This window comes from Luteithermobacter gelatinilyticus, assembly GCF_005849285.1.
Lineage (GTDB): Bacteria > Pseudomonadota > Alphaproteobacteria > Sphingomonadales > Emcibacteraceae > Luteithermobacter > Luteithermobacter gelatinilyticus.
The window spans coordinates 2,800,653-2,820,438 of the sequence record NZ_CP040517.1; the positions used below are offsets into that span (position 1 = coordinate 2,800,653).

Consider the following 19,786-nt stretch of genomic DNA (forward strand, 5'->3'; position numbering starts at 1 on the left):
GGAACCCCAATCCGATCAATGTAATTTGCCCACTCAGCATTATTTGATCGTCAGGGCCTGATTGACCAGATCACTCTGTTCCTGTTTATGCCGCGACATCAGCCCCGTCGCCGGGGAGGCTGCGGCCTTGCGTCCTGCATAAAGCGGCCGGGTCGGTTTGCAGCCCACCGCTTTCAGCGTTTCTTCGATATAGGGATTGATAAAGCCCCAAGCGCCCATGTTTTTCGGCTCTTCCTGGCACCACACCACCGTTTCCAAGGACTTGAAGCGTTTCAGTTCCTTGACCAGAGCGTGCTCGGGATAGGGATAGAGCTGTTCCACCCGCAACAGATAGGTGTCAGCCTGTTCGCGCCGATCACGTTCTTCCAGAAGGTCATAATACACCTTGCCGGAACACAGGATCACCCGTTTGATGTCCTTGTCCTTCTTCAGCCGGATGCTGGTTTCCGGGTGGGTTTCCGCGTCGTCCCACAGGACACGGTGGAATTCCGTGCCCGGCCCCATATCCGCCAGGGTGGAAACACATCTCTTATGCCGCAACAAGGACTTCGGAGTCATCAAAACCAAAGGCTTGCGGAACTTCCGTTTCATCTGGCGGCGCAGAATATGAAAATAGTTGGCCGGCGTGGTACAGTTGGCCACCTGCATATTGTCTTCCGCACAGAGTTGCAGATACCGTTCCAGGCGAGCAGAGCTGTGTTCCGGCCCCTGCCCTTCATACCCGTGCGGCAGCAGCATCACCAGACCGGACATACGCAGCCATTTATGTTCGCCAGAAGAAATGAATTGGTCGACAATCACCTGCGCCCCATTGGCAAAATCACCAAACTGCGCTTCCCACAAGACCAGGGCATTGGGCTCCGCCAGGGAATACCCATATTCAAACCCCAGAACCCCCATTTCGGACAGCGCACTGTCAATCACTTCAAAAGTGGCTTCGCTGTCCTCACTTTCCGCCAGCGCCTTGAGCGGGGTATAGCGTTCTTCCGTTTCCTGATCCACAAAAACGGAATGGCGCTGGGAGAAAGTGCCGCGCTGGCTGTCCTGACCACTGAGGCGCACCCGGTGGCCTTCCTTAATCAATGTACCGAAAGCAAGGGCCTCTGCGGTGGCCCAGTCGATATCTTCGCCCGTTTCAATCATCCGGGCCTTGGCATCCAATACACGTTGCAGGGTTTTGTGAACGGTAAAACCTTCGGGAACTTCGGTCAGAACCTTGCCGATTTCCCTCAGCACGCTAATGTCTACCCCCGTGCCGGCAGAACGGCGCGGGTCCTGATCCGGGCGTTCAAGGCCGCTCCAACGGCCGCCGAACCAGTCCGCCTTGTCCGGTTTGTATCCTTCGGAAGCTTCCATTTCCACATCCAGCTTGCGCTGGAAATCCCGGACCATCTGGTCCACTTCCTCCTGGGTAACCAACCCTTCCCGAATCAGCCGTTCAGCATAAATCTGGCGAGTGCTGGGATGATTTTTAATCCGCTTGTACATCAGCGGTTGGGTGAACATGGGCTCATCGCCTTCATTGTGGCCAAACCGGCGATAGCAGAACATGTCCACCACCACATCCGATTTAAAGGTCTGCCGGAATTCTGTAGCGATTTTCATGACATACACGACGGCCTCCGGGTCGTCTCCATTGACGTGGAACACCGGCGCCTGAATGGCTTTGGCCATGTCCGAAGGATATGGCGAAGAGCGGGAATAATGCGGGGATGTGGTAAAACCGATCTGGTTATTGACCACCACATGGATGGTGCCCCCTGTCCGGTATCCTTTCAGACCGCTGAGCGCGAAACATTCCGCAACCAGCCCCTGCCCGGAAAAGGCCGCATCCCCATGCAGCAACAGGGTCATGACCGACGTGCCGGTTTTGTCCCCCCGCTGGGTCAGTTTGGCCCGGGTCTTGCCCAGCGCCACCGGATTGACCGCCTCCAGATGCGACGGGTTGGCCGTCAATGACAGATGCACACTGTTGCCGTCAAATTCCCGGTCGGAGGATGCCCCCAGATGATATTTCACATCGCCGGAGCCTTCCACATCATCCGGATTGGATGATCCGCCGTGAAATTCATGAAAAATAGCACGATACGGTTTGCCCATCACGTTGGCCAAAACATTGAGACGGCCCCGGTGCGGCATACCGATCACAATTTCCTTGACCCCGTTATGACCGCCCGTTTTGATAATGCCCTCAAGGGCCGGGATCAGGGACTCGGCCCCGTCCAGCCCAAACCGTTTGGTACCGATATATTTTTTGGCCAGATACTGCTCAAAAATTTCGGCTTCGGTCAGTTTCTGCAAAATGGCCCGCTTGCCCTCGGCGGTAAAATGGATTTCCTTGTCACGCCCCTCAATCCGGCTTTGAATCCAGGCTTTTTCTTCGGGTTCATTAATATGCATAAACTCCACACCCACATGGGAACAATAGGTGCGTTTGAGAATTTCCAGGACTTCCCGCACCGTGGCGGTTTCCAGGCCAAGGACATTGTCGATAAAAATCGGCCGGTCCATATCCTCCGGCCCAAACCCATAGGTGGCCGGGTCCAGCTCCGGATGATAGGTCCGTTCCGTCAGTTCCAGCGGATCCAGCTTGGCCACCAGATGCCCACGCACCCGGTAGGTCCGGATCATCATCAGACAGCGGATGGAATCCAGCGTTGCCGCCCGGACCTCTTCCTCAGTGAATGTCCCGGTTGTTTCTTTCTTCGGAGGGGGCGGGGGCTCATACCCCGGATCGAGCGCTTCGATATAATCATTGGTCCCGCTGCCAAGACCGGGCCAGTCCTGACGACGCCAGGAGGCTTCTGTGCGTTCCTTGCCGGCCTGCATCAAGGCCCGGGCATCCGCCGCAAGCTCCTTGAAATAGGTCTGCCAGGACGGATCCACACTTTCGGGATCCTTGCAATAACGAAGGAAAAGTTCTTCGACAAAGGCTCCGCTGGAGCCGTTAAAGAGACCTTGAGTGTCGTATTCTGCGCTCATCAGTTGGCTGGATGCGGGATTGAGCCCGCACCCTCCCCGAAAAAAGTTAATGATTAAGAAGTGAAGCCAGAGTAGTCCCCAGTTCGGAGGGCGAATCCGCCACAACAATACCAGCACTCTTCATGGCTTCGATCTTGTCTTCTGCACCGCCCTTACCGCCGGAAATGATGGCACCGGCATGGCCCATGCGGCGGCCCGGAGGCGCCGTCCGGCCGGCGATAAAGCCGACCACGGGTTTCTTGACCTTGGAGGCTTTCAGGAATTCAGCGGCTTCTTCTTCCGCGGACCCACCGATTTCCCCGATCATGATCATGGAATGGGTATCCTCATCTTTCAGGAAAGCGTCCAGCACATCAATGAAGTTGGTGCCGTTCACCGGGTCTCCGCCGATCCCCACACAGGTGGACTGACCAAGCCCCACGGCCGTGGTCTGGGCCACAGCCTCATAGGTCAGCGTGCCGGAACGGGACACGATTCCCACATTGCCTTTTTTATGGATGTGGCCCGGCATGATGCCGATCTTGCATTCCCCCGGCGTGATCACGCCCGGACAGTTGGGGCCGATCAGACGGGTTTTGGACCCTTGCAGCGCCCGCTTGACCTTCACCATATCAAGCACCGGAATGCCTTCGGTGATACAGACGACCAGCTCGATTTCCGCATCAATGGCTTCGAGAATGGCATCCGCCGCAAATGGCGGCGGCACATAAATCACGGACGCGTTGGCCCCGGTTTTTTCCCGGGCTTCTTCCACCGTGTTGAACACCGGCAGATCAAGATGGGTTGTACCGCCCTTGCCCGGAGTCACGCCGCCGACCATTTTGGTGCCGTAAGCAATGGCCTGTTCGGAATGGAACGTCCCCTGCGCGCCGGTAAAACCCTGACAGATTACTTTTGTTTCGGAATTGACAAGAATAGACATCAGGAGGCCTCCTTCACCGCTTTCACCACTTTCTCAGCGGCATCACCAAGATCATCTGCAGACAGAATGGTCAGACCGGACTCCGCCAGGATCTGTTTGCCTTTTTCCACATTGGTTCCTTCCAGCCGCACCACCAGCGGCACCGCCAGGGAAACCTCTCTCGCCGCCGCCACGACGCCTTCGGCGATCACATCACACCGCATAATACCGCCGAAAATATTGACCAGAATCCCTTCCACATTGGGATCAGACAGAATGATCTTGAAGGCTTCGGTCACCCGCTCACGGGTGGCGCCACCGCCCACATCCAGAAAGTTGGCCGGCTCGCCGCCTTTCAGCTTGATGATGTCCATGGTCGCCATGGCAAGCCCGGCGCCGTTCACCATACAACCGATATTGCCATCCAGCTTGATATAGTTCAGCTCGTGCTTGGCCGCTTCCAGCTCCATAGGATCCTCTTCATCCGGATCCCGCAGCTCCACCACATCTTTGTGACGGAACAGGGCATTGCTGTCGAAGCTCATCTTGGCGTCGAGGACCACCATGTCCCCGTCTTCGGTCACCACCAGCGGGTTGACCTCCAGCAGGGAAGCATCCTTGGCCACAAAGGCATTATAGAGCGCGGCGACCACCTTGGTGCAGGCCGAGGCGGTCTTGCCTTCAAGGCCGAGCCCATACGCCACTTTGCGGCAATGGTATCCGCTGAGTCCGGTGGCCGGATCAATGGTGATGGTGATGATTTTTTCCGGAGTCTGTGCGGCCACTTCCTCAATGTCCATGCCGCCTTCGGTGGACGCCATGATGGCCACATGACCGGTGGCGCGATCCACTAGCAGGGAAAGATAGAGTTCATTGGCGATGGCGCAGCCGTCTTCGATATAGACTCGTTTGACTTCCTTGCCTTCGGGGCCCGTCTGATGGGTGACCAAGGTCATGCCCAGCATTTCGCCAGCAACCTTTTTCACGTCCTCAATGGATTTGACCACCTTGACACCGCCGCCCTTGCCGCGGCCGCCGGCATGAATTTGGGCCTTGACCACCCAGACCGGGCCGCCCAGCTCCTTAGCGACCGCTTCCGCTTCCTGGGGAGTGTAGGCCACACCGCCCCGCAATACAGGCGCGCCGAACTCCTTCAGCAGCCCCTTGGCTTGATACTCATGGATATTCATAGTTCCATCCTCTTATCTTGCCGCGCGCTCAGCTTGCGGCAAATTACTGTGTCTGTGTTCCGGAAATCGTCCCGAAACAGCCAGCCCGGCAGGACCGCCTGTTCCGAAACAGAAGTTTAGGCCAGCGACGGGTCGATTCTTTTCACCGCTTCAATCAGCCCCTTTACGGCGTTCACGGATTTTTCAAAACCGGCCTTGTCTTGCTCATCAAACTTGATTTCGACAATTTTTTCGACGCCGTTTTCACCGATGATCACCGGCACGCCCACATAGATGCTCTCAAGGCCGTATTCACCATTGAGCTCCGCCGCACAGGGCAGCACCCGGCGCTTGTCTTTCAGGTAGGATTCCGCCATGGCAATGGCGGAAGTCGCCGGCGCATAATAGGCAGAACCGGTTTTCAGCAGGCCCACGATCTCAGCGCCGCCGTCACGGGTGCGCTGAATGATCTGATCCAGCTTCTCCTGGGTCGTCCACCCCATTTCCACCAGATCCGGGATTGGAATACCGGCCACAGTGGAATAGCGCGCCAACGGCACCATGGTATCCCCATGACCGCCCAGCACAAAGGCGTTCACATCCTCGACAGATACATTGAATTCTTCGGCCAGAAAATGGCGGAACCGGGCAGAATCCAGAACCCCTGCCATGCCGACCACCTTGTTGGCGGGCAGACCGGAATATTTCTGCAATGCCCAGACCATAGCATCCAGCGGATTGGTGATACAGATCACAAAGGCGTTGGGGCAGTTGTCACGAATGCCTTCACCAACGGATTTCATCACTTTGAGATTGATTTCCAGAAGATCGTCACGGCTCATGCCCGGCTTGCGGGGCACGCCGGCGGTCACAATCACCACATCGGCATCCTTGATGTCCACATAATCCTGCGTCCCGGTCATTTTGGCGTCAAAACCTTCTACCGGCCCGGACTGCGCAAGATCCAGCGCCTTGCCCTGGGGCAGGCCTTCTGCAATGTCAAAAATTACCACATCCCCCAGTTCCTTGAGACCGGCGAGATGGGCGAGAGTTCCGCCGATCTGACCGCCGCCGATTAGCGCAATCTTGTTTCGTGCCATGGTGATTTCACTCCTGATTTTTCTTTAAAGATTGAGTTCCTCTTTCAGCCGGCCAGACGGACCCTCAACAGGCCAGAATGCACCAGGCCGACATGCGTCGTAATTATTTTATATCTGTATTTCGGTCCCGTATTTTTGTGCCCTGACATGTCTGCGCATGTAACGTGTTTCCTAGGTCTTGGCAACTTTTTCTCATTCAAAAGCCTGGCCCTGTAATTTTTTTGCCTTTTCCGGGGGATATCGCCATGTTTTTTGCGGACCAAATCCCCGGCAAATGACGAGGCAAATCATATTTCTGGTAATATTTCTATGGGTTTTACCCTATTTTCCCAGCTTAATAAATCACTCTTTTCAAAAATACAGGGTGGAATAAGAAAAAAGCCAGAAAAATATACAGACCTGTCTGTTTATTTCGCCGACTCGCCCGAATCTCCATGGGATCAGAACTGGATCAGACCGCATGGCCTTTCGCCAGATAATCTTCAGACTGCATTTCCATCAGCCGCGAGACGGTGCGCTGAAATTCAAAATGACCATGTCCTTCTGCATAAAGTTCTTCGGGCGGAACTTCAGCACAGCACAGAAATTTGACGTTATTCTCATAAAGCGCATCAATGAATGTCACGAATCGTTTGGCTTCATTGCGATTGTGGGGACCAAGACGCGGGATGCCCACCATAATCACGGTATGATAATGCCAGGCGATTTCCAGATAATCTGCCGCCCCGAGCGCTGCACCGCAAATTTTCTTGAACGAGACCACCGCTACCCCGCGACTTGCGACGGGTATGGTCAACGTGCGGCCCTGCACCCTCAACTCTTCCGGCCCCACCTGAGAGCGGTCGGCCACATCATGATCGGTCAGGCGCCAGAACGCCTCAGAGAGCGCCCGCGTCGCCTTCTCCCCCAGCGGGTAATGATACACCGGCATGCCTTTCATACGTTCCAGCCGGTAATCCGTCGGGCCGTCCAGCGCCACCACCCGCAGTTTTTCCTTAAGCATGTCGATGGTCGGCAGAAACAATCCCCGATTCAGACCATTCTTGTACAGGTCGTCAGGAATGCGGTTGCTGGTCAGCACGATCACTACCCCTTCGGCCATCAGCTCCCGGAACAGTCGGCCCAACAGCATGGCGTCGGTGACATCGGTGACCTGAAATTCGTCAAAACACAATAACAGGCTGTCGCGCGCAATTTTCCGCGCCAGCGGCGGCAGCGGATCGTCCTGCGTCGTGCCCCATTTGGCCTGGCGGTCTTCGGGCGACATGTAGCGCCATTCATGCAGGCTGGCGTGAATTTCCAGCATAAAGGCGTGAAAATGCACCCGTCGCTTGGCGGTCACCGGCGCCGTCTCAAAAAACAGATCCATAATCATCGACTTGCCGCGTCCCACATCGCCGTGAATATAAAGCCCTTGGGGCGGGACAGAAGAAGAAGACCGCCGAAACAGGCGCGCCCAAAAACCGGACGGCCTTTGCCGGCGACGATGCCTGTCTTCATAACCGGTGAGACGGTCATGCAGACCCTGGAGAAGCCGGACCACCTGTTCCTGGGCGGCATCAGGGTGCAACTCTCCTGCCTGACGCATGTCATGATAACGCCGAAGCGGCCCCTCACCAGAGCGGGGAATCGCCCCGCCCCGCCCCGATTCCTGATCGCCAGCCGGTGCCGAATCAGCCCCCGCAGCCTTGGAAGATACCGCAGAGGCCGAAGAGCCAGAAGACACTGAAGAACCAGAAGACACTGAAGAGATCGAAGACTTATCCATGCACGCCGCCGACAATGATGAACAAAACGCCGTTATTTAAAATTTTAACGATTTGTACATTAGTCCTATCTAAAGTCCTATCTAAAATCAACCTCACCCAAACCGGCCTCGCCCAATCAGGGGCCGCACCGGAATGAAAAAGCCCAACAGGCACCATAATCAATAACTGGAAAAGATCAAACCATGAAAAAAATATTTGAAATCCCCGTCTATAATCAAGAAGTCCGTGATGCCGTGCGCGCCGGACGCTCCCACGGAGTGCTCGAAGACAGCTGGGCCGACATGCACCTGATCGAAATCCGCGCCCATACGGCCGATGAAGCGATGGAGATCTGCCGCCGTAAACATCCACAGAAAATGGGTTTTGTTCTAGGGGAAGCCGCCGAAAGTCTATGATGGCCTTAATATGATAGTGATTTCCGTATTGTAATGACGTCTTTTATTTTAGGGCGGCACAACGGCGCGTTCATATTTTCTTAAGCTTCTTTACCTAAATCATAGAGGGACCGCGTTTCCTCTCTCCCTGACCAGACTTGGTTGCATATACATCAGAGGACACAACGGCAAAAAAATGTGTGATTAACCGGATAGCCACTGCTCATGAACCGCTACGAAGTTGCTCTTTACAATCAGGATGTGCGCGAGGCCTATGCCGATGGCAGGAAACACCCCAATTATGGTCCCGAATGGGGCGATTTGCGGTATCTAGAAGTGGAGGCCGAAACCGAGGAGGAGGCCCTAAAACTCATCCGTAAACACCATCCGGAACGTCAGGGGTTTATCATCCGGGACGTCATTCTGATCAAAGAATTCGTCGAATAACAGCATCATCTTTAAATTTTCCAGTGCGTTTTGCAAATTGAGGGACGCGTCATCAGCCATGCGTCATGGTTTTCAATCCGTAGAGCATGCACCATCTCAAACATCGCCATAGATTTTAGGCGGGGCCATAGATTTTAAGCGGGGCGCAGCGATTCATAGGTGAGCGCAGTATGGATTGCGTCGCTGCTGGCGCGCCTCGCAATGAGGGTTCTATCCTTTTACAAGTCACTCTGGATGAACACAACCGTTGCGATCCAGTTTTTTTTGCGCCGCGCCAATCTGTTCGTCCCCGCTTCCCCCTCATAATCATGAAGGTGTTGCGGGGTCGCAATCCGCTCAGCCCCATCCAGCGTGTTGACATTCACAATGCCATAAAGGCGGCCATCCAATTCACATGTTACGACCGGCATCACCCCACAAGACCGGCAGAACATAAAATCCGCCGTCTTGTGGCCGAAACGATATCGGCCCAACAGGGTCACATCTTTGACGCTGATCTCCAGCCGCCCAGACGGGTTGCTGGCATAACACGCCCCCTGCCTGACACAAAAGCTGCACCCGCATTGCCGCGGCACCACCGCATCCAGGTCTTGTGACGTCGCGAAGTCATAGCGAATGGCGCCGCAATGACAGCCGCCAGGATGAATAAATTCTGTCATGCCGTTCAGTCTAGGAGGCTTCACCAGAAAAGGGAAGCCTTATCGGCCTCCCTCCCAGGCCTTTGGCTGGCGGATTTTGGCTGGCGGATTTTGGCTGGCGGATTTGCGGGCCGTTTATTTGCGAAAGTCCACACCGCTTTCCGCGGCGATATAGGCAAACACCGTATAAATGGCGGTGTTGATTTTCATGGCTTCCCGATCCACCTTGTCCAGCGTGTCGTTTTCCGTATGGTGATAATCAAAATACAGGCTGCCGTCCGGGCTGAAATTTACGGCCGGCATACCCGCTTCCCCCAGGACGCTGAGATCAGACTGTCCTTTGGCCGTATTATCCGGATTCAGTGACACGCCGAGCGGGGCCAGAATCCCGGCCATCGCCCGAATGGTATTCAGGGCCTCAGGCCCCACCCCGGGCCGCATGTCATAAATCCTCCCTACACCGAAATCCCATTCCGCGCCGATCACATGGTGATCCAATTCGTCCCGATGCCGTTCAAGATACTGCTTAGCCCCCACCAGGCCCACTTCCTCGGCGGCAAACAACACCACTCGGATGGACCGTTTCGGCCGTTCCGGCAGATCCAGGATATGCCGCGCCGCCGCCAGGGTGATGCCAACCCCGATACCGTCATCCACGGCGCCGGTCCCCACATCCCAACTGTCCAGATGCGCCCCCAGCACTACAAAATCCTCCGGAGTTTCCCGGCCCGTCACCTCACCGATCACATTGGCCGTTTTGATCACGGTCTGATCATGCCGCTCTGAGGTCTGACGCAGGCGCACCACCACCGGCTTGCCCCGGCTGAGTTGAGCCATCAATATGTCCGCATCCGGATTCGACAGCGCCGCGGCAGGGATTTTTCCCGCATCAGCGTCATATTTCACACTGCCTGTATGGCCCAGACGGTTATCGTCGGTCCCGATCGACCGAATCAGCAGCGCCAGCGCGCCCTTGCGGGCCGCCTCACTCGCCCCCTTGGTCCGGGCCACCACCGCTGGCCCATAGCCGGAGCCGTCGATCCGGCGTTCCATCCGGTAAGAAATAAAGGCGATTTTCCCTTCAAGACTGCCCGGCGCGGCCGCCTGCAATGCCGCGTAAGAAGGAAAATGCACAATTTCGGCCTTAAGGCCCGCCTCGGGCGTGCCCACAGACCCTCCCAGCGCAATGGCCACCAGTTTTTGCGGATAAGGCGCGATAATTTCGGCCTCAATCTCTCCCCTTTCCCACATCACATGGGTGACTTCCTCGGTCCATACCCGGTCAAACCCCAACTCTTTCATTTTGGCCACCGCCCATTCCACGCCTTTGCGATCGCCCGGCGTGCCCACCAGCCGCGGCCCTACCTCCGTGGTCAGTTGCTCATCCAACCGGTAAGACAAATCCGATTTCAATACGGTGTCGCGCAATCGGATTGCGGTGGCCTGCATCTCCTCGGACACCCCGTCCACACGCCCCTCAGAGAGCGCCGGGTTGACAGTTAACACACAAAACATCCCCAGTATGGAAAGGCCCAGTATGGAAAGGACACCCTGAAATACTCTGTTCACTCTACTTATCCCCAGTATGATGATTGGTTATGCCGTCATTCTTAGAAATTGTTTCTTGAAATTATTTCATGAAATAATTTCTGGCCGCAGTCTTGCGCATCTTGGAGGGAAGTTCAACCTTTTCCCCGCGCCGCCGAAACAGTTTTTGACCCTCCAGGATCAACGCAAAGTTCAACGCAGACGCAAAAAAGACTTTTTGCGCAGTGCAGCATCTTGCCAGCTCTGCCAAAAAAGTTTATAACCATGTTTCAAAAGTTGCGGCGATAATGAAATTTTATAATACCAAAAGGATTGTGAGAAAACCATGACCGATCAGCCCAAAGCCCCCTCCCGCCCCCGAAGAAGCATGCTGTATATGCCGGGTTCCAACCCGCGCGCCCTGGAAAAAGCCAAAACCCTGGCCGCAGACAGTCTGATCCTGGATCTGGAGGATGCGGTGGCCGTGGATGCCAAAGCAGAAGCCCGGCGCCTGGTCGCGGAAGCCGTCAAGGGCGGGGGCTACGGTCCACGCGAGCTGATCATCCGGATTAACGGCCTGGACACCCCATGGGGGTTGGAAGATCTTCAGGCGGCCTGCGCGGCGGGGCCTGACGCTATTCTGCTGCCCAAGGTGGAAAGCGCGGAAATGGTCCAGCATGCGGAAGCGTTGATGACACAATACGGCGCGCCGGCCCGCACCACCATCTGGTGTATGATGGAAACCCCGCGCGGCATTCTCCGGGCCGAGGAAATCGCCGGCGCCAGCAAACGGCTTGGCGGTTTTGTGATGGGCACCAACGACCTGACCAAGGAACTTCAGGCGCGGCATACCCCGGACCGCCTCCCGCTGATTCCGAGCTTTGCCCTGTGCCTGCTCGCGGCCCGGGCCGAAGGTCTCGCCATCATTGACGGCACCTTCACAGATCTGAATGACGATGAGGGGCTGATCGCCTCCTGCCGGCAGGGTGTGGAACTGGGGTTTGATGGCAAGACCTTGTTGCATCCCAAACAGCTGGCGGCCGCCAACGAGGCCTTCGCCCCGAGTGATGCGGAAATCGAGCAGGCCCGACGCATCATTGAGGCTTTTGAAAAAGCCGAAACCGAAGGCAAGGGTGTGGTGCTGCTGGATGGCAAACTTGTGGAAAACCTGCATGTCGCCGAAGCCAAAAATCTTCTGGCTAAAGCGGAGATGATTGCCAGACTGAACGCGGAGGCCTGATCATGAGCCAGAATGACCCCAAAAAGAATGAACCCAAAACTTTTGCCAAAACCTTTGAAGGCAATTATTTTGAGGATTTCCAGGTCGGACAGGAACTTATCCATGCCACCCCGCGCACTGTGACAGCCGGCGACATGGCCCTGTACACCGCGCTGTATGGCAACCGGTTTGCCGTACAATCCTCGACGGAATTCGCCCGCAGCTGCGGCCTTACCCAGGCGCCGGCGGACGATCTTTTGACCTTTCATATTGTCTTCGGCAAGACCGTGCCCGACATTTCCATCAATGCGGTGGCCAATCTGGGGTATGCCGACTGCCGGTTTCTCAACCCGGTCTATCCAGGCGACACACTTTCCGCCACCAGCCAGGTCATCGGACTTAAAGAAAATTCCAGCGGCAAGAACGGCAATGTCTATGTGCGTACCACCGGATACAATCAGCGGGGGGAAAAGGTTCTGGAATATGTGCGCTGGGTGATGGTCAATAAAAAATCTCCCCAAAGCCCGGCCCCCAAAACGGAAATTCCCGACCTGCCCGACACGGTGGCGGCCAGCGACCTGACCATGCCGCCGGGACTGACGTTCAGATCCTATGACCGGGACCTTGCCGGATCTCCCTATGTCTGGGAAGATTATGATATTGGCGAGAAAATCAATCATGTGGATGGCATGACCGTGGAAGCGGCGGACCATATGATGGCAACCCGATTGTATCAGAACACGGCCAAGGTGCATTTCAACCAGCACATGATGAAAGACGGACGTCTTGGTGAACGCATCGTCTATGGCGGACATGTGATTTCCCTAGCCCGGGCCCTAAGCTACAACGGCCTCGGCAACGCCCAGTTTGTCGCCGCCATCAATGCCGGACGTCACGTCAATCCCTGTATTGCCGGGGATACGGTCTATGCCTGGACCGAAATCCTGGACAAAGCGGAACTGAGCGGCAGCCCCGATGTGGGCGCGCTTCGTGTGCGGCTTGTGGCCGTCAAGGACCGCAACCCTGCCGATTTCCCCTATAAGGATAAGGATGGCAAATATGATCCTTCGGTGTTGCTGGATTTGGATCTGTGGGTGCTGATGCCGCGGGCGACAAATTAGGCTTTATCCGGTTTTGCTGTCTCTCTTTTGCTCTTTATTGGGCTCTATTGAGGGTGGCAATATTTCTGCCGTATTTTCCATATAGGGTCCTTTCCCGGACTCATCCATAACAACACATACAACATGGCTTTGAAGCCGGGAAAGGGTAAGGAAATGTTTATGGCAAGATTCTTGAGGATTATTCTGCTGTCCATCACTGTCCTGTCTTTCCTGACAGGGGTGTCCAGGGCGGAAATCCTGGCCACGGACCAGGTCGTGGAAAAATACGCCACCCAGGCGGACAAGGCCCAGATCACCGCCCTGCTGAAGCGGGCGGATGTGCGCCAACAACTTAAGGAATATGGGGTAGAGCCGGAAGAAGCCGAAAAGCGCATCGCGGCACTTTCGGATGAGGAAATCCGTCAGATTGCCGACCAGCTGGAAAGTGAACCGGCCGGGGCCGGCGAGCTGGGGACGGTGCTGGGCGTGGCGCTGACCGTCTTCCTGGTCTTGCTGGTGACCGATATTCTGTGCCTCACTGATGTCTTCAGCTTCACCCGCTGCGCCCGCCGCTAGGGCGGTGATGCCGACATTTCCATTCTGGCGTGGTATCGTGCTGATGGCTTTCAGCGCGATGCTAAGCGCTTGTTCCTCCATACCAACTACGGACCCCGCCCTGCTGTCCCATCTGCCGCAGACCGGGCGGGCGGAGGCCGTTCCTTTCTACCCGCAGGAAGAAAAATATTGCGGCCCGGCCACACTGGCGGCGGTTCTGGAATGGACCGGCAAGAGAATCAGCCAACACAAGGTGGCCCACGAGGTGTATACTCCCGGCGCCGATGGCACCTTCCGACACGACATGATTGCCGCCGCACGCCGGCATGGCCGTCTGGCGGTGCCGGTTCGCAGTCTGCCGGCGCTGCTGGAAGAAGTCGCCGGGGGAACACCGGTCATCGTGTTCCAGAATCTGGGTCTGAGCTGGTGGCCCCGCTGGCATTATGCAGTGCTGACCGGTTATGACCTTGGCAGGGAAAACGTCATTCTCAATTCCGGGGATGAGCAGAATCGCGTGACGGGCCTCACACTGTTTGAACGCACTTGGCGACGGGGCGGCAGCTGGGCACTGGTGGTCCTGCCGCCCGACAGACTGCCCGCCACGGCAAGCATTTATGACGTCATGACAGCTGCAGCCGGCCTGGAACGGGCGGGGCGACTGGACGCGGCGGCCACCGCCTATCAGGCCATCGCCCGGCGCTGGCCCGGCCACTGGTTGGCCCTGTTGGGGCTGGGCAACATACACTACCGCCAGGGCGACTATGACGCCGCCGAAACCTCTTATAGGGCCGCTCTCGCCCTTGATCCCACAGTGGCGGAAGTATGGAACAATCTGGCATATGCGTTAAAAAAGCAGGGCCGAACGTCGGAAGCCCACGCCGCCGCACAACAGGCCGTCAAATATGGTCAGGAAAGCCGCTATGACGCCACCTTGCAGGAAATGCAGCCGGTCGCCGATTCCCCACAATAATACAGACCGACCTGTCTATTTTTGAAATCTTTTTGCCCCAAATTTACAAAATAAGCAAAAAAATCACAAAATCTCTAAGAATCATTCTCATAAAGGCAGGAAGCCTCTTGCTCTTGGGCGCCGAAATGACTAAGACAATTTTTCAGGGTATTCATCTTAACACATAAGACGGTCAACTCATCTTATTTGAGGAAGGGAGTAGCAGATGGCTCGAGTACAGCGGCCCCTGTCGCCGCATTTGCAAGTTTACAAATGGGGCCTGCATATGGTCCTGTCCATTCTGCACCGGGCAACAGGTGCGGCGCTTGGAGCGGGCACACTTCTTTTGGCCTGGTGGCTGATTGCCCTGGCCAGCGGGCCGGAACAGTATGATCGGTTCCTCTCCTGCATGGAAAGCATACCGGGACGAGTGGTGCTGCTGGGCTTTACCTGGGCCTTAATGCTGCATTTGTGCAACGGCATCCGCCATCTGTTCTGGGACATGGGTAAAGGTTTTGAACTTGCCACCGTCTCCCGCTCCAATCAGGCGGTACTGCTGGGCTCCATTCTGCTGACCGGGCTCGCCTGGGCCTTCGGATACGGCCTGATCTAAGGGAGAAGAAAAGATGAGTTTAAGAACACCTCTGGGCAAGGTTCGCGGTCTCGGCTCCGCCAAAAGCGGGACCCATCACTGGTGGATGCAAAAGGTCTCCGCCGTGGCGTTGATCCCGCTCACGGTCTGGTTCGTGGCTTCCATAGTGCAGATGACCGGCGCCGATTATGAAATGGCCGTGAGCTGGCTGTCTTCCCCCATTCCGGCGGTACTGATGATCCTGTTTATCAGCACGGCACTCTATCATTTGAAGCTGGGGCTGCAGGTGATCGTGGAAGATTACGTCCATACCGAAGGCCTGAAACTGGCATGCCAGATGGCCATCACCTTTGGCTGCGTTCTTGTCGCCGTCGCCGCCATCTTCTCCGTTCTCAAGGTGGCTTTATAAGACAGATCATTATTTAGAGGGTATTATGAGCAAGGCATATGAACTGACAGATCACGTCTATGACGCCATCGTCATCGGAGCCGGGGGATCCGGACTCCGGGCCGCCATGGGAATTGCCGAAGCCGGTCTCAAGACCGCCTGTATTTCCAAGGTCTTCCCCACCCGCTCCCACACCGTGGCCGCCCAGGGGGGCATCGCCGCATCGCTCGGCAATATGGGGCCGGACAAATGGCAATGGCATATGTATGACACCGTCAAAGGGTCCGATTGGCTGGGCGACCAGGACGCCATCGAATATATGGTGCGGGAGGCACCGCAGGCGGTATACGAATTGGAACATTTCGGGGTACCGTTCAGCCGTACCGAGGAAGGCAAAATCTATCAACGCCCCTTTGGCGGCATGACCACCGAATTTGGCGAGGGACCGCCCGCCCAGCGCACCTGCGCCGCCGCCGACCGGACCGGCCACGCCATGCTGCATTCGCTTTATCAGCAGTCCCTGAAATACGACACTGACTTTTTTGTGGAATATTTCGCCATCGACCTGATCATGGTGGATGGCGAGTGCCGCGGCGTGATCGCGCTCGACATGAACACCGGCACCCTGCACCGTTTCAAGGCGCACATGACTGTGCTCGCCACCGGTGGGTACGGCCGCGCCTATTTTTCCGCCACCTCCGCCCATACCTGTACCGGTGATGGCGGCGGCATGGTGCAGCGTGCGGGCCTGCCGCTACAGGATCTGGAGTTTGTCCAGTTCCATCCGACCGGCATTTATGGCGCCGGCGTGCTGATTACCGAAGGCGCGCGCGGTGAAGGCGGCTATCTGGTGAACTCTGAAGGCGAACGCTTTATGGAACGTTATGCGCCCTCCGCCAAGGACCTGGCCAGCCGCGACGTGGTCAGCCGCTCCATGTCTTCCGAGATTCGCGAAGGCCGCGGGGTGGGGGAACACAAGGACCATATCTATCTGCACCTGGATCATCTGGATCCGGACATTCTGGCCGAGCGCCTGCCGGGCATTTCCGAAAGCGCCCGTATTTTCGCCGGTGTCGATGTGACCAAAGAACCGATCCCGGTGATCCCCACCGTGCATTATAATATGGGCGGCATTCCGACCAACTATCATGCGGAAGTTCTGAACCCGACGCCGGATGATCCGGATCGGGTGGTGCCGGGCCTCATGGCCGTGGGCGAAGCCGCCTGTGTCTCCGTACATGGCGCCAACCGGTTGGGCTCCAACAGCCTGATCGACCTGGTGGTGTTCGGCCGTGCCGCCGCACTCAGGGTGGCCGAGCTGGTCAAACCGAACACGCCGCACAAACCGCTGCCGGACGACAATGCGGACCTTGCGCTCAGTCGCCTGGACAAATACCGCCATGCCAACGGCAGCATGCCCACCGCCCAGATCCGCGACAAGATGCAGCGCACCATGCAGTCCAACTGCGCCGTGTTCCGCACCGCCGAGGTTCTGGAGGAAGGCAAGAAACTCATTGACGAAGTCTATGCCATGATGCCAGATGTGAAAACCTTCGACCGATCGCTGGTCTGGAACTCCGACCTTATCGAAACGCTGGAGCTGGAAAACCTGCTGCAACAGGCGGTGGTCACCATGCACTGTGCAGAAAACCGCAAGGAAAGCCGCGGGGCGCATATGCATGAAGACTATCCCGAACGCAATGATAAGGAGTGGATGAAACACACCGTCGCCTGGCTTGAGGATGGCAAAGTCAGAATCGATTACCGCCCGGTTCACGATTTCACGCTGACCGAGGAAATCGACTACATCAAACCCAAGGCCCGTGTGTATTAAGCGGAGGGAGAGGCAATATGGCAGAATTCAGACTTCCCGCAAATTCCCGGTATAAAAAAGGCAAAACCTGGAAAGCCCCCGAAGGCGCGACCAACATCAAACGGTTCAACATCTATCGCTGGAACGAGGATGACGGCGAAAATCCGCGCATTGACACCTATGAGGTGGACATGGACAAATGCGGGCCCATGGTGCTGGATGCGCTGATCAAGATCAAAAACGAGATTGACCCCACACTCACCTTCCGCCGCTCTTGCCGCGAAGGGGTGTGCGGATCCTGCGCCATGAATATCGGCGGCATGAACACGCTGGCGTGCACCAAGGCGATCAGCGATTTCAAGGGCGATGTGAACATCTATCCGCTGCCGCATATGGATGTGGTCAAGGACCTGGTGCCGGATCTGACCAATTTCTATGCGCAATATGCGTCCATCAAACCCTGGATGCAAACCCAGACCCCTGCGCCCAGCGGCCGCGAACGGCTGCAAAGCCGCGAGGACCGCGCCAAACTGGACGGGCTTTATGAATGCATCCTGTGTGCCAGCTGCTCCACCAGCTGCCCGAGCTACTGGTGGAACTCCGACCGCTATCTGGGCCCGGCGGTACTCCTGCAGGCTTATCGCTGGCTGGTGGACAGCCGGGACGAAAATACCGGCGAACGACTGGATGCGCTGGAGGACCCTTTCCGGCTCTATCGCTGCCACACCATCATGAACTGCACCAATACCTGTCCCAAGGGCCTGAACCCGGCCAAGGCTATCGCCGAGATCAAGAAAATGATGGTTGAACGCCAGGGGTGAGTCAAAATTCAGTGAGTCAAAATTCAGACAACGTCAAAGCCGGGCCTCGACCAAGGTCCGGCTTTTTTGATGCTGAAGATACTGTCTTTCCCTCATCCTTCTATTCTCGTCGCGCCCGACTCCCCCTCCCGTCATTGCCGTGCAGACGGCAATCCATGAAGGAAAAATGGGGAAAATGGGGAAAATGGGGACAGTATACTATTTATAATCTGGAAAATGGGGGAAAACAGAGTATATAAGATTATAAATAGTATACTGTTCCCATTGCTGGACTTCCTTGAATGCTTGAAATTATTGCTGCTGCTGTAATTCGTCTATGTAAAAATACTGGTTCAGTACGTTATAAAACTGTGTTGGCACATTTGTTTCATATTGTACGAACACAGCGGGCTTTCCGTCCCTTTCTTTATAGGTGCTGAAATCCACTAAAACTATTTTTTCACAGGAACTATCGCGGCGAACTATCTCAGCGGCTTTTGTCAAATACTCATAGAACGGCTTGTACTCTTCTTTGATATCCTCCAGACCCGGTATGGCGGACTCTTCAATAGGCGCTAAGTGTTCTATTCGCTCTCCATCAATAGCCGTATCATATTCAAGGTCTCGCGCCACCATTGAATAAGAGTTGTCAGAAAACTCTATCTTATAATATCTAAGATCACGCCCTTTTAGTTTTCCGCGAACTTCCTGAATGAATGATCCTTCACACCTGCATCCGAAATATATTCCCGTCATAGCAGCAGGAGCATAGTGGTTTTTTCCGGCCGTTCTAGTAATTATTCTTACTTCCTTTTCATGCGCCCAGCGGCTAGACTTTGTTCCTATCATCTTGCCAAGAATTGCCGTTTCATTTTGGGTCTGAAACATATCGTCAAATACGATTTTTTGAGGTTCAGGATGATAGGCTACATCAACTATATTCCATGAAGTTCTGGCTTCATGGACAAGTCTGTTCAAATCATATTCTATACAAAACCCCTTATGACCTCCGGCATAGTAGGCCCACATCAATTCATCAAGCGGTGTCCGGCTTAGTGAATATACGCCAACGGTATGTCGCATTTTTGTAAGATTATCGAATTCGGTTTCTACGTCCTTAGCCCCTAAAGCCTTAAAAAGGATTCTAGCATCATTTTCATTAACGTAAGCCTCAGATGGATCATTCAACTGATCGGCTGTAGATGCCCAAAAATAATTGCTCGCAATGCTTTCCAGATCACGCGCCATGATTTCCGGGCTACCGCCTCTGTATTTATAAACTTTCATGGTGAATCCAAAAATAGCTCTGTTCTTTGGTATGCTTGATTATAATCTAAAATAGATGATGAAAAATACACCCAAAAGAACGCTTAAAGGAAAAATGGAGGAAAAATGGGGCCAGTATACTATTTTTTATCTTATCCGCTCCGTTCTTGGTTAAATAGTATACTGTCCCCATTTTT

At 55.4% G+C, this 19,786-nt stretch carries 18 protein-coding genes; 10 read left to right on the forward strand and 8 right to left on the reverse strand.

Features of this window, described 5'->3' with window-relative positions; translation table 11 throughout:
• Window positions 1-39: 39 nt before the first annotated feature.
• The 5 genes from FE788_RS12630 to zapE form a co-directional block, all read right to left on the reverse strand.
• Window positions 40-2,982, reverse strand: a complete 2,943-nt coding sequence (locus tag FE788_RS12630; RefSeq protein ID WP_138380978.1) for a 2-oxoglutarate dehydrogenase E1 component — start codon at window positions 2,980-2,982, stop codon at window positions 40-42.
• 46 nt (window positions 2,983-3,028) lie between these two features.
• A complete protein-coding gene (gene sucD, locus FE788_RS12635; protein ID WP_138380979.1) occupies window positions 3,029-3,904 on the reverse strand; it encodes a succinate--CoA ligase subunit alpha in 876 nt (291 codons plus the stop codon).
• Window positions 3,904-5,073, reverse strand: coding sequence for an ADP-forming succinate--CoA ligase subunit beta (gene sucC, locus FE788_RS12640; protein WP_138380980.1), 1,170 nt, complete (start codon window positions 5,071-5,073; stop codon window positions 3,904-3,906). Before sucC ends, sucD begins: the two co-directional genes overlap by 1 nt.
• Window positions 5,074-5,189: 116 nt before the next feature.
• Window positions 5,190-6,152 (reverse strand): malate dehydrogenase, encoded by a 963-nt coding sequence (gene mdh, locus FE788_RS12645; RefSeq protein ID WP_138380981.1) that lies wholly within the window; start codon window positions 6,150-6,152, stop codon window positions 5,190-5,192.
• A 451-nt stretch (window positions 6,153-6,603) separates the two neighbouring features.
• Window positions 6,604-7,920, reverse strand: a complete 1,317-nt coding sequence (gene zapE, locus FE788_RS12650) for a cell division protein ZapE (RefSeq protein ID WP_138380982.1) — start codon at window positions 7,918-7,920, stop codon at window positions 6,604-6,606.
• A gap of 183 nt (window positions 7,921-8,103) precedes the next feature.
• On the opposite strand from zapE, the gene FE788_RS12655 reads away from it, so the two are divergent.
• Window positions 8,104-8,316, forward strand: a complete 213-nt coding sequence (locus FE788_RS12655) for a hypothetical protein (protein ID WP_138380983.1) — start codon at window positions 8,104-8,106, stop codon at window positions 8,314-8,316.
• A 204-nt stretch (window positions 8,317-8,520) separates the two neighbouring features.
• On the forward strand, window positions 8,521-8,742 hold the full coding sequence (locus tag FE788_RS12660; RefSeq protein WP_138380984.1) for a hypothetical protein: 222 nt from the start codon (window positions 8,521-8,523) through the stop codon (window positions 8,740-8,742).
• A gap of 218 nt (window positions 8,743-8,960) precedes the next feature.
• Here FE788_RS12660 and FE788_RS12665 read toward each other — a convergent pair whose 3' ends face one another.
• Both FE788_RS12665 and FE788_RS12670 read right to left on the reverse strand, forming a co-directional pair.
• Window positions 8,961-9,401, reverse strand: coding sequence for a GFA family protein (locus FE788_RS12665; protein ID WP_138380985.1), 441 nt, complete (start codon window positions 9,399-9,401; stop codon window positions 8,961-8,963).
• Between the two features lie 114 nt (window positions 9,402-9,515).
• Window positions 9,516-10,949 (reverse strand): M20/M25/M40 family metallo-hydrolase, encoded by a 1,434-nt coding sequence (locus FE788_RS12670; RefSeq protein ID WP_210413979.1) that lies wholly within the window; start codon window positions 10,947-10,949, stop codon window positions 9,516-9,518.
• 304 nt (window positions 10,950-11,253) lie between these two features.
• Here FE788_RS12670 and FE788_RS12675 point away from each other — a divergent pair, with 304 nt between their 5' ends.
• From FE788_RS12675 to FE788_RS12710, 8 genes are all read left to right on the forward strand, one after another.
• Window positions 11,254-12,147, forward strand: a complete 894-nt coding sequence (locus FE788_RS12675; protein WP_138380986.1) for an HpcH/HpaI aldolase/citrate lyase family protein — start codon at window positions 11,254-11,256, stop codon at window positions 12,145-12,147.
• A gap of 2 nt (window positions 12,148-12,149) precedes the next feature.
• Window positions 12,150-13,247 carry a MaoC family dehydratase gene (locus tag FE788_RS12680; RefSeq protein ID WP_138380987.1) on the forward strand — a complete coding sequence of 366 codons (1,098 nt, stop codon included), beginning with the start codon at window positions 12,150-12,152 and terminating at the stop codon, window positions 13,245-13,247.
• Window positions 13,248-13,406: 159 nt separating this feature from the next.
• Window positions 13,407-13,802, forward strand: coding sequence for a PA2779 family protein (locus FE788_RS12685; protein WP_138380988.1), 396 nt, complete (start codon window positions 13,407-13,409; stop codon window positions 13,800-13,802).
• A gap of 7 nt (window positions 13,803-13,809) precedes the next feature.
• Window positions 13,810-14,751: a PA2778 family cysteine peptidase gene (locus FE788_RS12690; RefSeq protein WP_168190415.1), complete on the forward strand. Its 942-nt coding sequence runs from the start codon at window positions 13,810-13,812 to the stop codon at window positions 14,749-14,751.
• A gap of 205 nt (window positions 14,752-14,956) precedes the next feature.
• A complete protein-coding gene (sdhC, locus tag FE788_RS12695; RefSeq protein ID WP_138380990.1) occupies window positions 14,957-15,343 on the forward strand; it encodes a succinate dehydrogenase, cytochrome b556 subunit in 387 nt (128 codons plus the stop codon).
• Window positions 15,344-15,356: 13 nt separating this feature from the next.
• Window positions 15,357-15,731 (forward strand): succinate dehydrogenase, hydrophobic membrane anchor protein, encoded by a 375-nt coding sequence (gene sdhD, locus FE788_RS12700; RefSeq protein WP_138380991.1) that lies wholly within the window; start codon window positions 15,357-15,359, stop codon window positions 15,729-15,731.
• A 25-nt stretch (window positions 15,732-15,756) separates the two neighbouring features.
• Window positions 15,757-17,544 carry a succinate dehydrogenase flavoprotein subunit gene (sdhA, locus tag FE788_RS12705; protein WP_138380992.1) on the forward strand — a complete coding sequence of 596 codons (1,788 nt, stop codon included), beginning with the start codon at window positions 15,757-15,759 and terminating at the stop codon, window positions 17,542-17,544.
• 17 nt (window positions 17,545-17,561) lie between these two features.
• Window positions 17,562-18,344 carry a succinate dehydrogenase iron-sulfur subunit gene (locus tag FE788_RS12710; RefSeq protein WP_138380993.1) on the forward strand — a complete coding sequence of 261 codons (783 nt, stop codon included), beginning with the start codon at window positions 17,562-17,564 and terminating at the stop codon, window positions 18,342-18,344.
• Window positions 18,345-18,635: 291 nt separating this feature from the next.
• On the opposite strand, the gene FE788_RS12715 is transcribed toward FE788_RS12710, so the two are convergent.
• Complete coding sequence (locus tag FE788_RS12715) at window positions 18,636-19,610, reverse strand: DUF2971 domain-containing protein (protein ID WP_138380994.1); 975 nt, start codon at window positions 19,608-19,610, stop codon at window positions 18,636-18,638.
• Window positions 19,611-19,786 lie beyond the last annotated feature (176 nt).

What these genes read in the sequence shown, in the direction of transcription:
- sucC (WP_138380980.1), bottom strand. Translation starts at nt 5,073, where the DNA reads ATGAATATCCATGAGTATCAAGCCAAGGGGCTGCTGAAGGAGTTCGGC.
- mdh (WP_138380981.1), bottom strand. Translation starts at nt 6,152, where the DNA reads ATGGCACGAAACAAGATTGCGCTAATCGGCGGCGGTCAGATCGGCGGA.
- sucD (WP_138380979.1), bottom strand. Translation starts at nt 3,904, where the DNA reads ATGTCTATTCTTGTCAATTCCGAAACAAAAGTAATCTGTCAGGGTTTT.
- FE788_RS12675 (WP_138380986.1), top strand. Translation starts at nt 11,254, where the DNA reads ATGACCGATCAGCCCAAAGCCCCCTCCCGCCCCCGAAGAAGCATGCTG.
- FE788_RS12630 (WP_138380978.1), bottom strand. Translation starts at nt 2,982, where the DNA reads ATGAGCGCAGAATACGACACTCAAGGTCTCTTTAACGGCTCCAGCGGA.
- sdhC (WP_138380990.1), top strand. Translation starts at nt 14,957, where the DNA reads ATGGCTCGAGTACAGCGGCCCCTGTCGCCGCATTTGCAAGTTTACAAA.
- FE788_RS12660 (WP_138380984.1), top strand. Translation starts at nt 8,521, where the DNA reads ATGAACCGCTACGAAGTTGCTCTTTACAATCAGGATGTGCGCGAGGCC.
- FE788_RS12655 (WP_138380983.1), top strand. Translation starts at nt 8,104, where the DNA reads ATGAAAAAAATATTTGAAATCCCCGTCTATAATCAAGAAGTCCGTGAT.
- FE788_RS12715 (WP_138380994.1), bottom strand. Translation starts at nt 19,610, where the DNA reads ATGAAAGTTTATAAATACAGAGGCGGTAGCCCGGAAATCATGGCGCGT.
- zapE (WP_138380982.1), bottom strand. Translation starts at nt 7,920, where the DNA reads ATGGATAAGTCTTCGATCTCTTCAGTGTCTTCTGGTTCTTCAGTGTCT.
- FE788_RS12680 (WP_138380987.1), top strand. Translation starts at nt 12,150, where the DNA reads ATGAGCCAGAATGACCCCAAAAAGAATGAACCCAAAACTTTTGCCAAA.
- sdhD (WP_138380991.1), top strand. Translation starts at nt 15,357, where the DNA reads ATGAGTTTAAGAACACCTCTGGGCAAGGTTCGCGGTCTCGGCTCCGCC.
- FE788_RS12665 (WP_138380985.1), bottom strand. Translation starts at nt 9,401, where the DNA reads ATGACAGAATTTATTCATCCTGGCGGCTGTCATTGCGGCGCCATTCGC.
- FE788_RS12710 (WP_138380993.1), top strand. Translation starts at nt 17,562, where the DNA reads ATGGCAGAATTCAGACTTCCCGCAAATTCCCGGTATAAAAAAGGCAAA.
- FE788_RS12690 (WP_168190415.1), top strand. Translation starts at nt 13,810, where the DNA reads ATGCCGACATTTCCATTCTGGCGTGGTATCGTGCTGATGGCTTTCAGC.
- sdhA (WP_138380992.1), top strand. Translation starts at nt 15,757, where the DNA reads ATGAGCAAGGCATATGAACTGACAGATCACGTCTATGACGCCATCGTC.
- FE788_RS12685 (WP_138380988.1), top strand. Translation starts at nt 13,407, where the DNA reads ATGGCAAGATTCTTGAGGATTATTCTGCTGTCCATCACTGTCCTGTCT.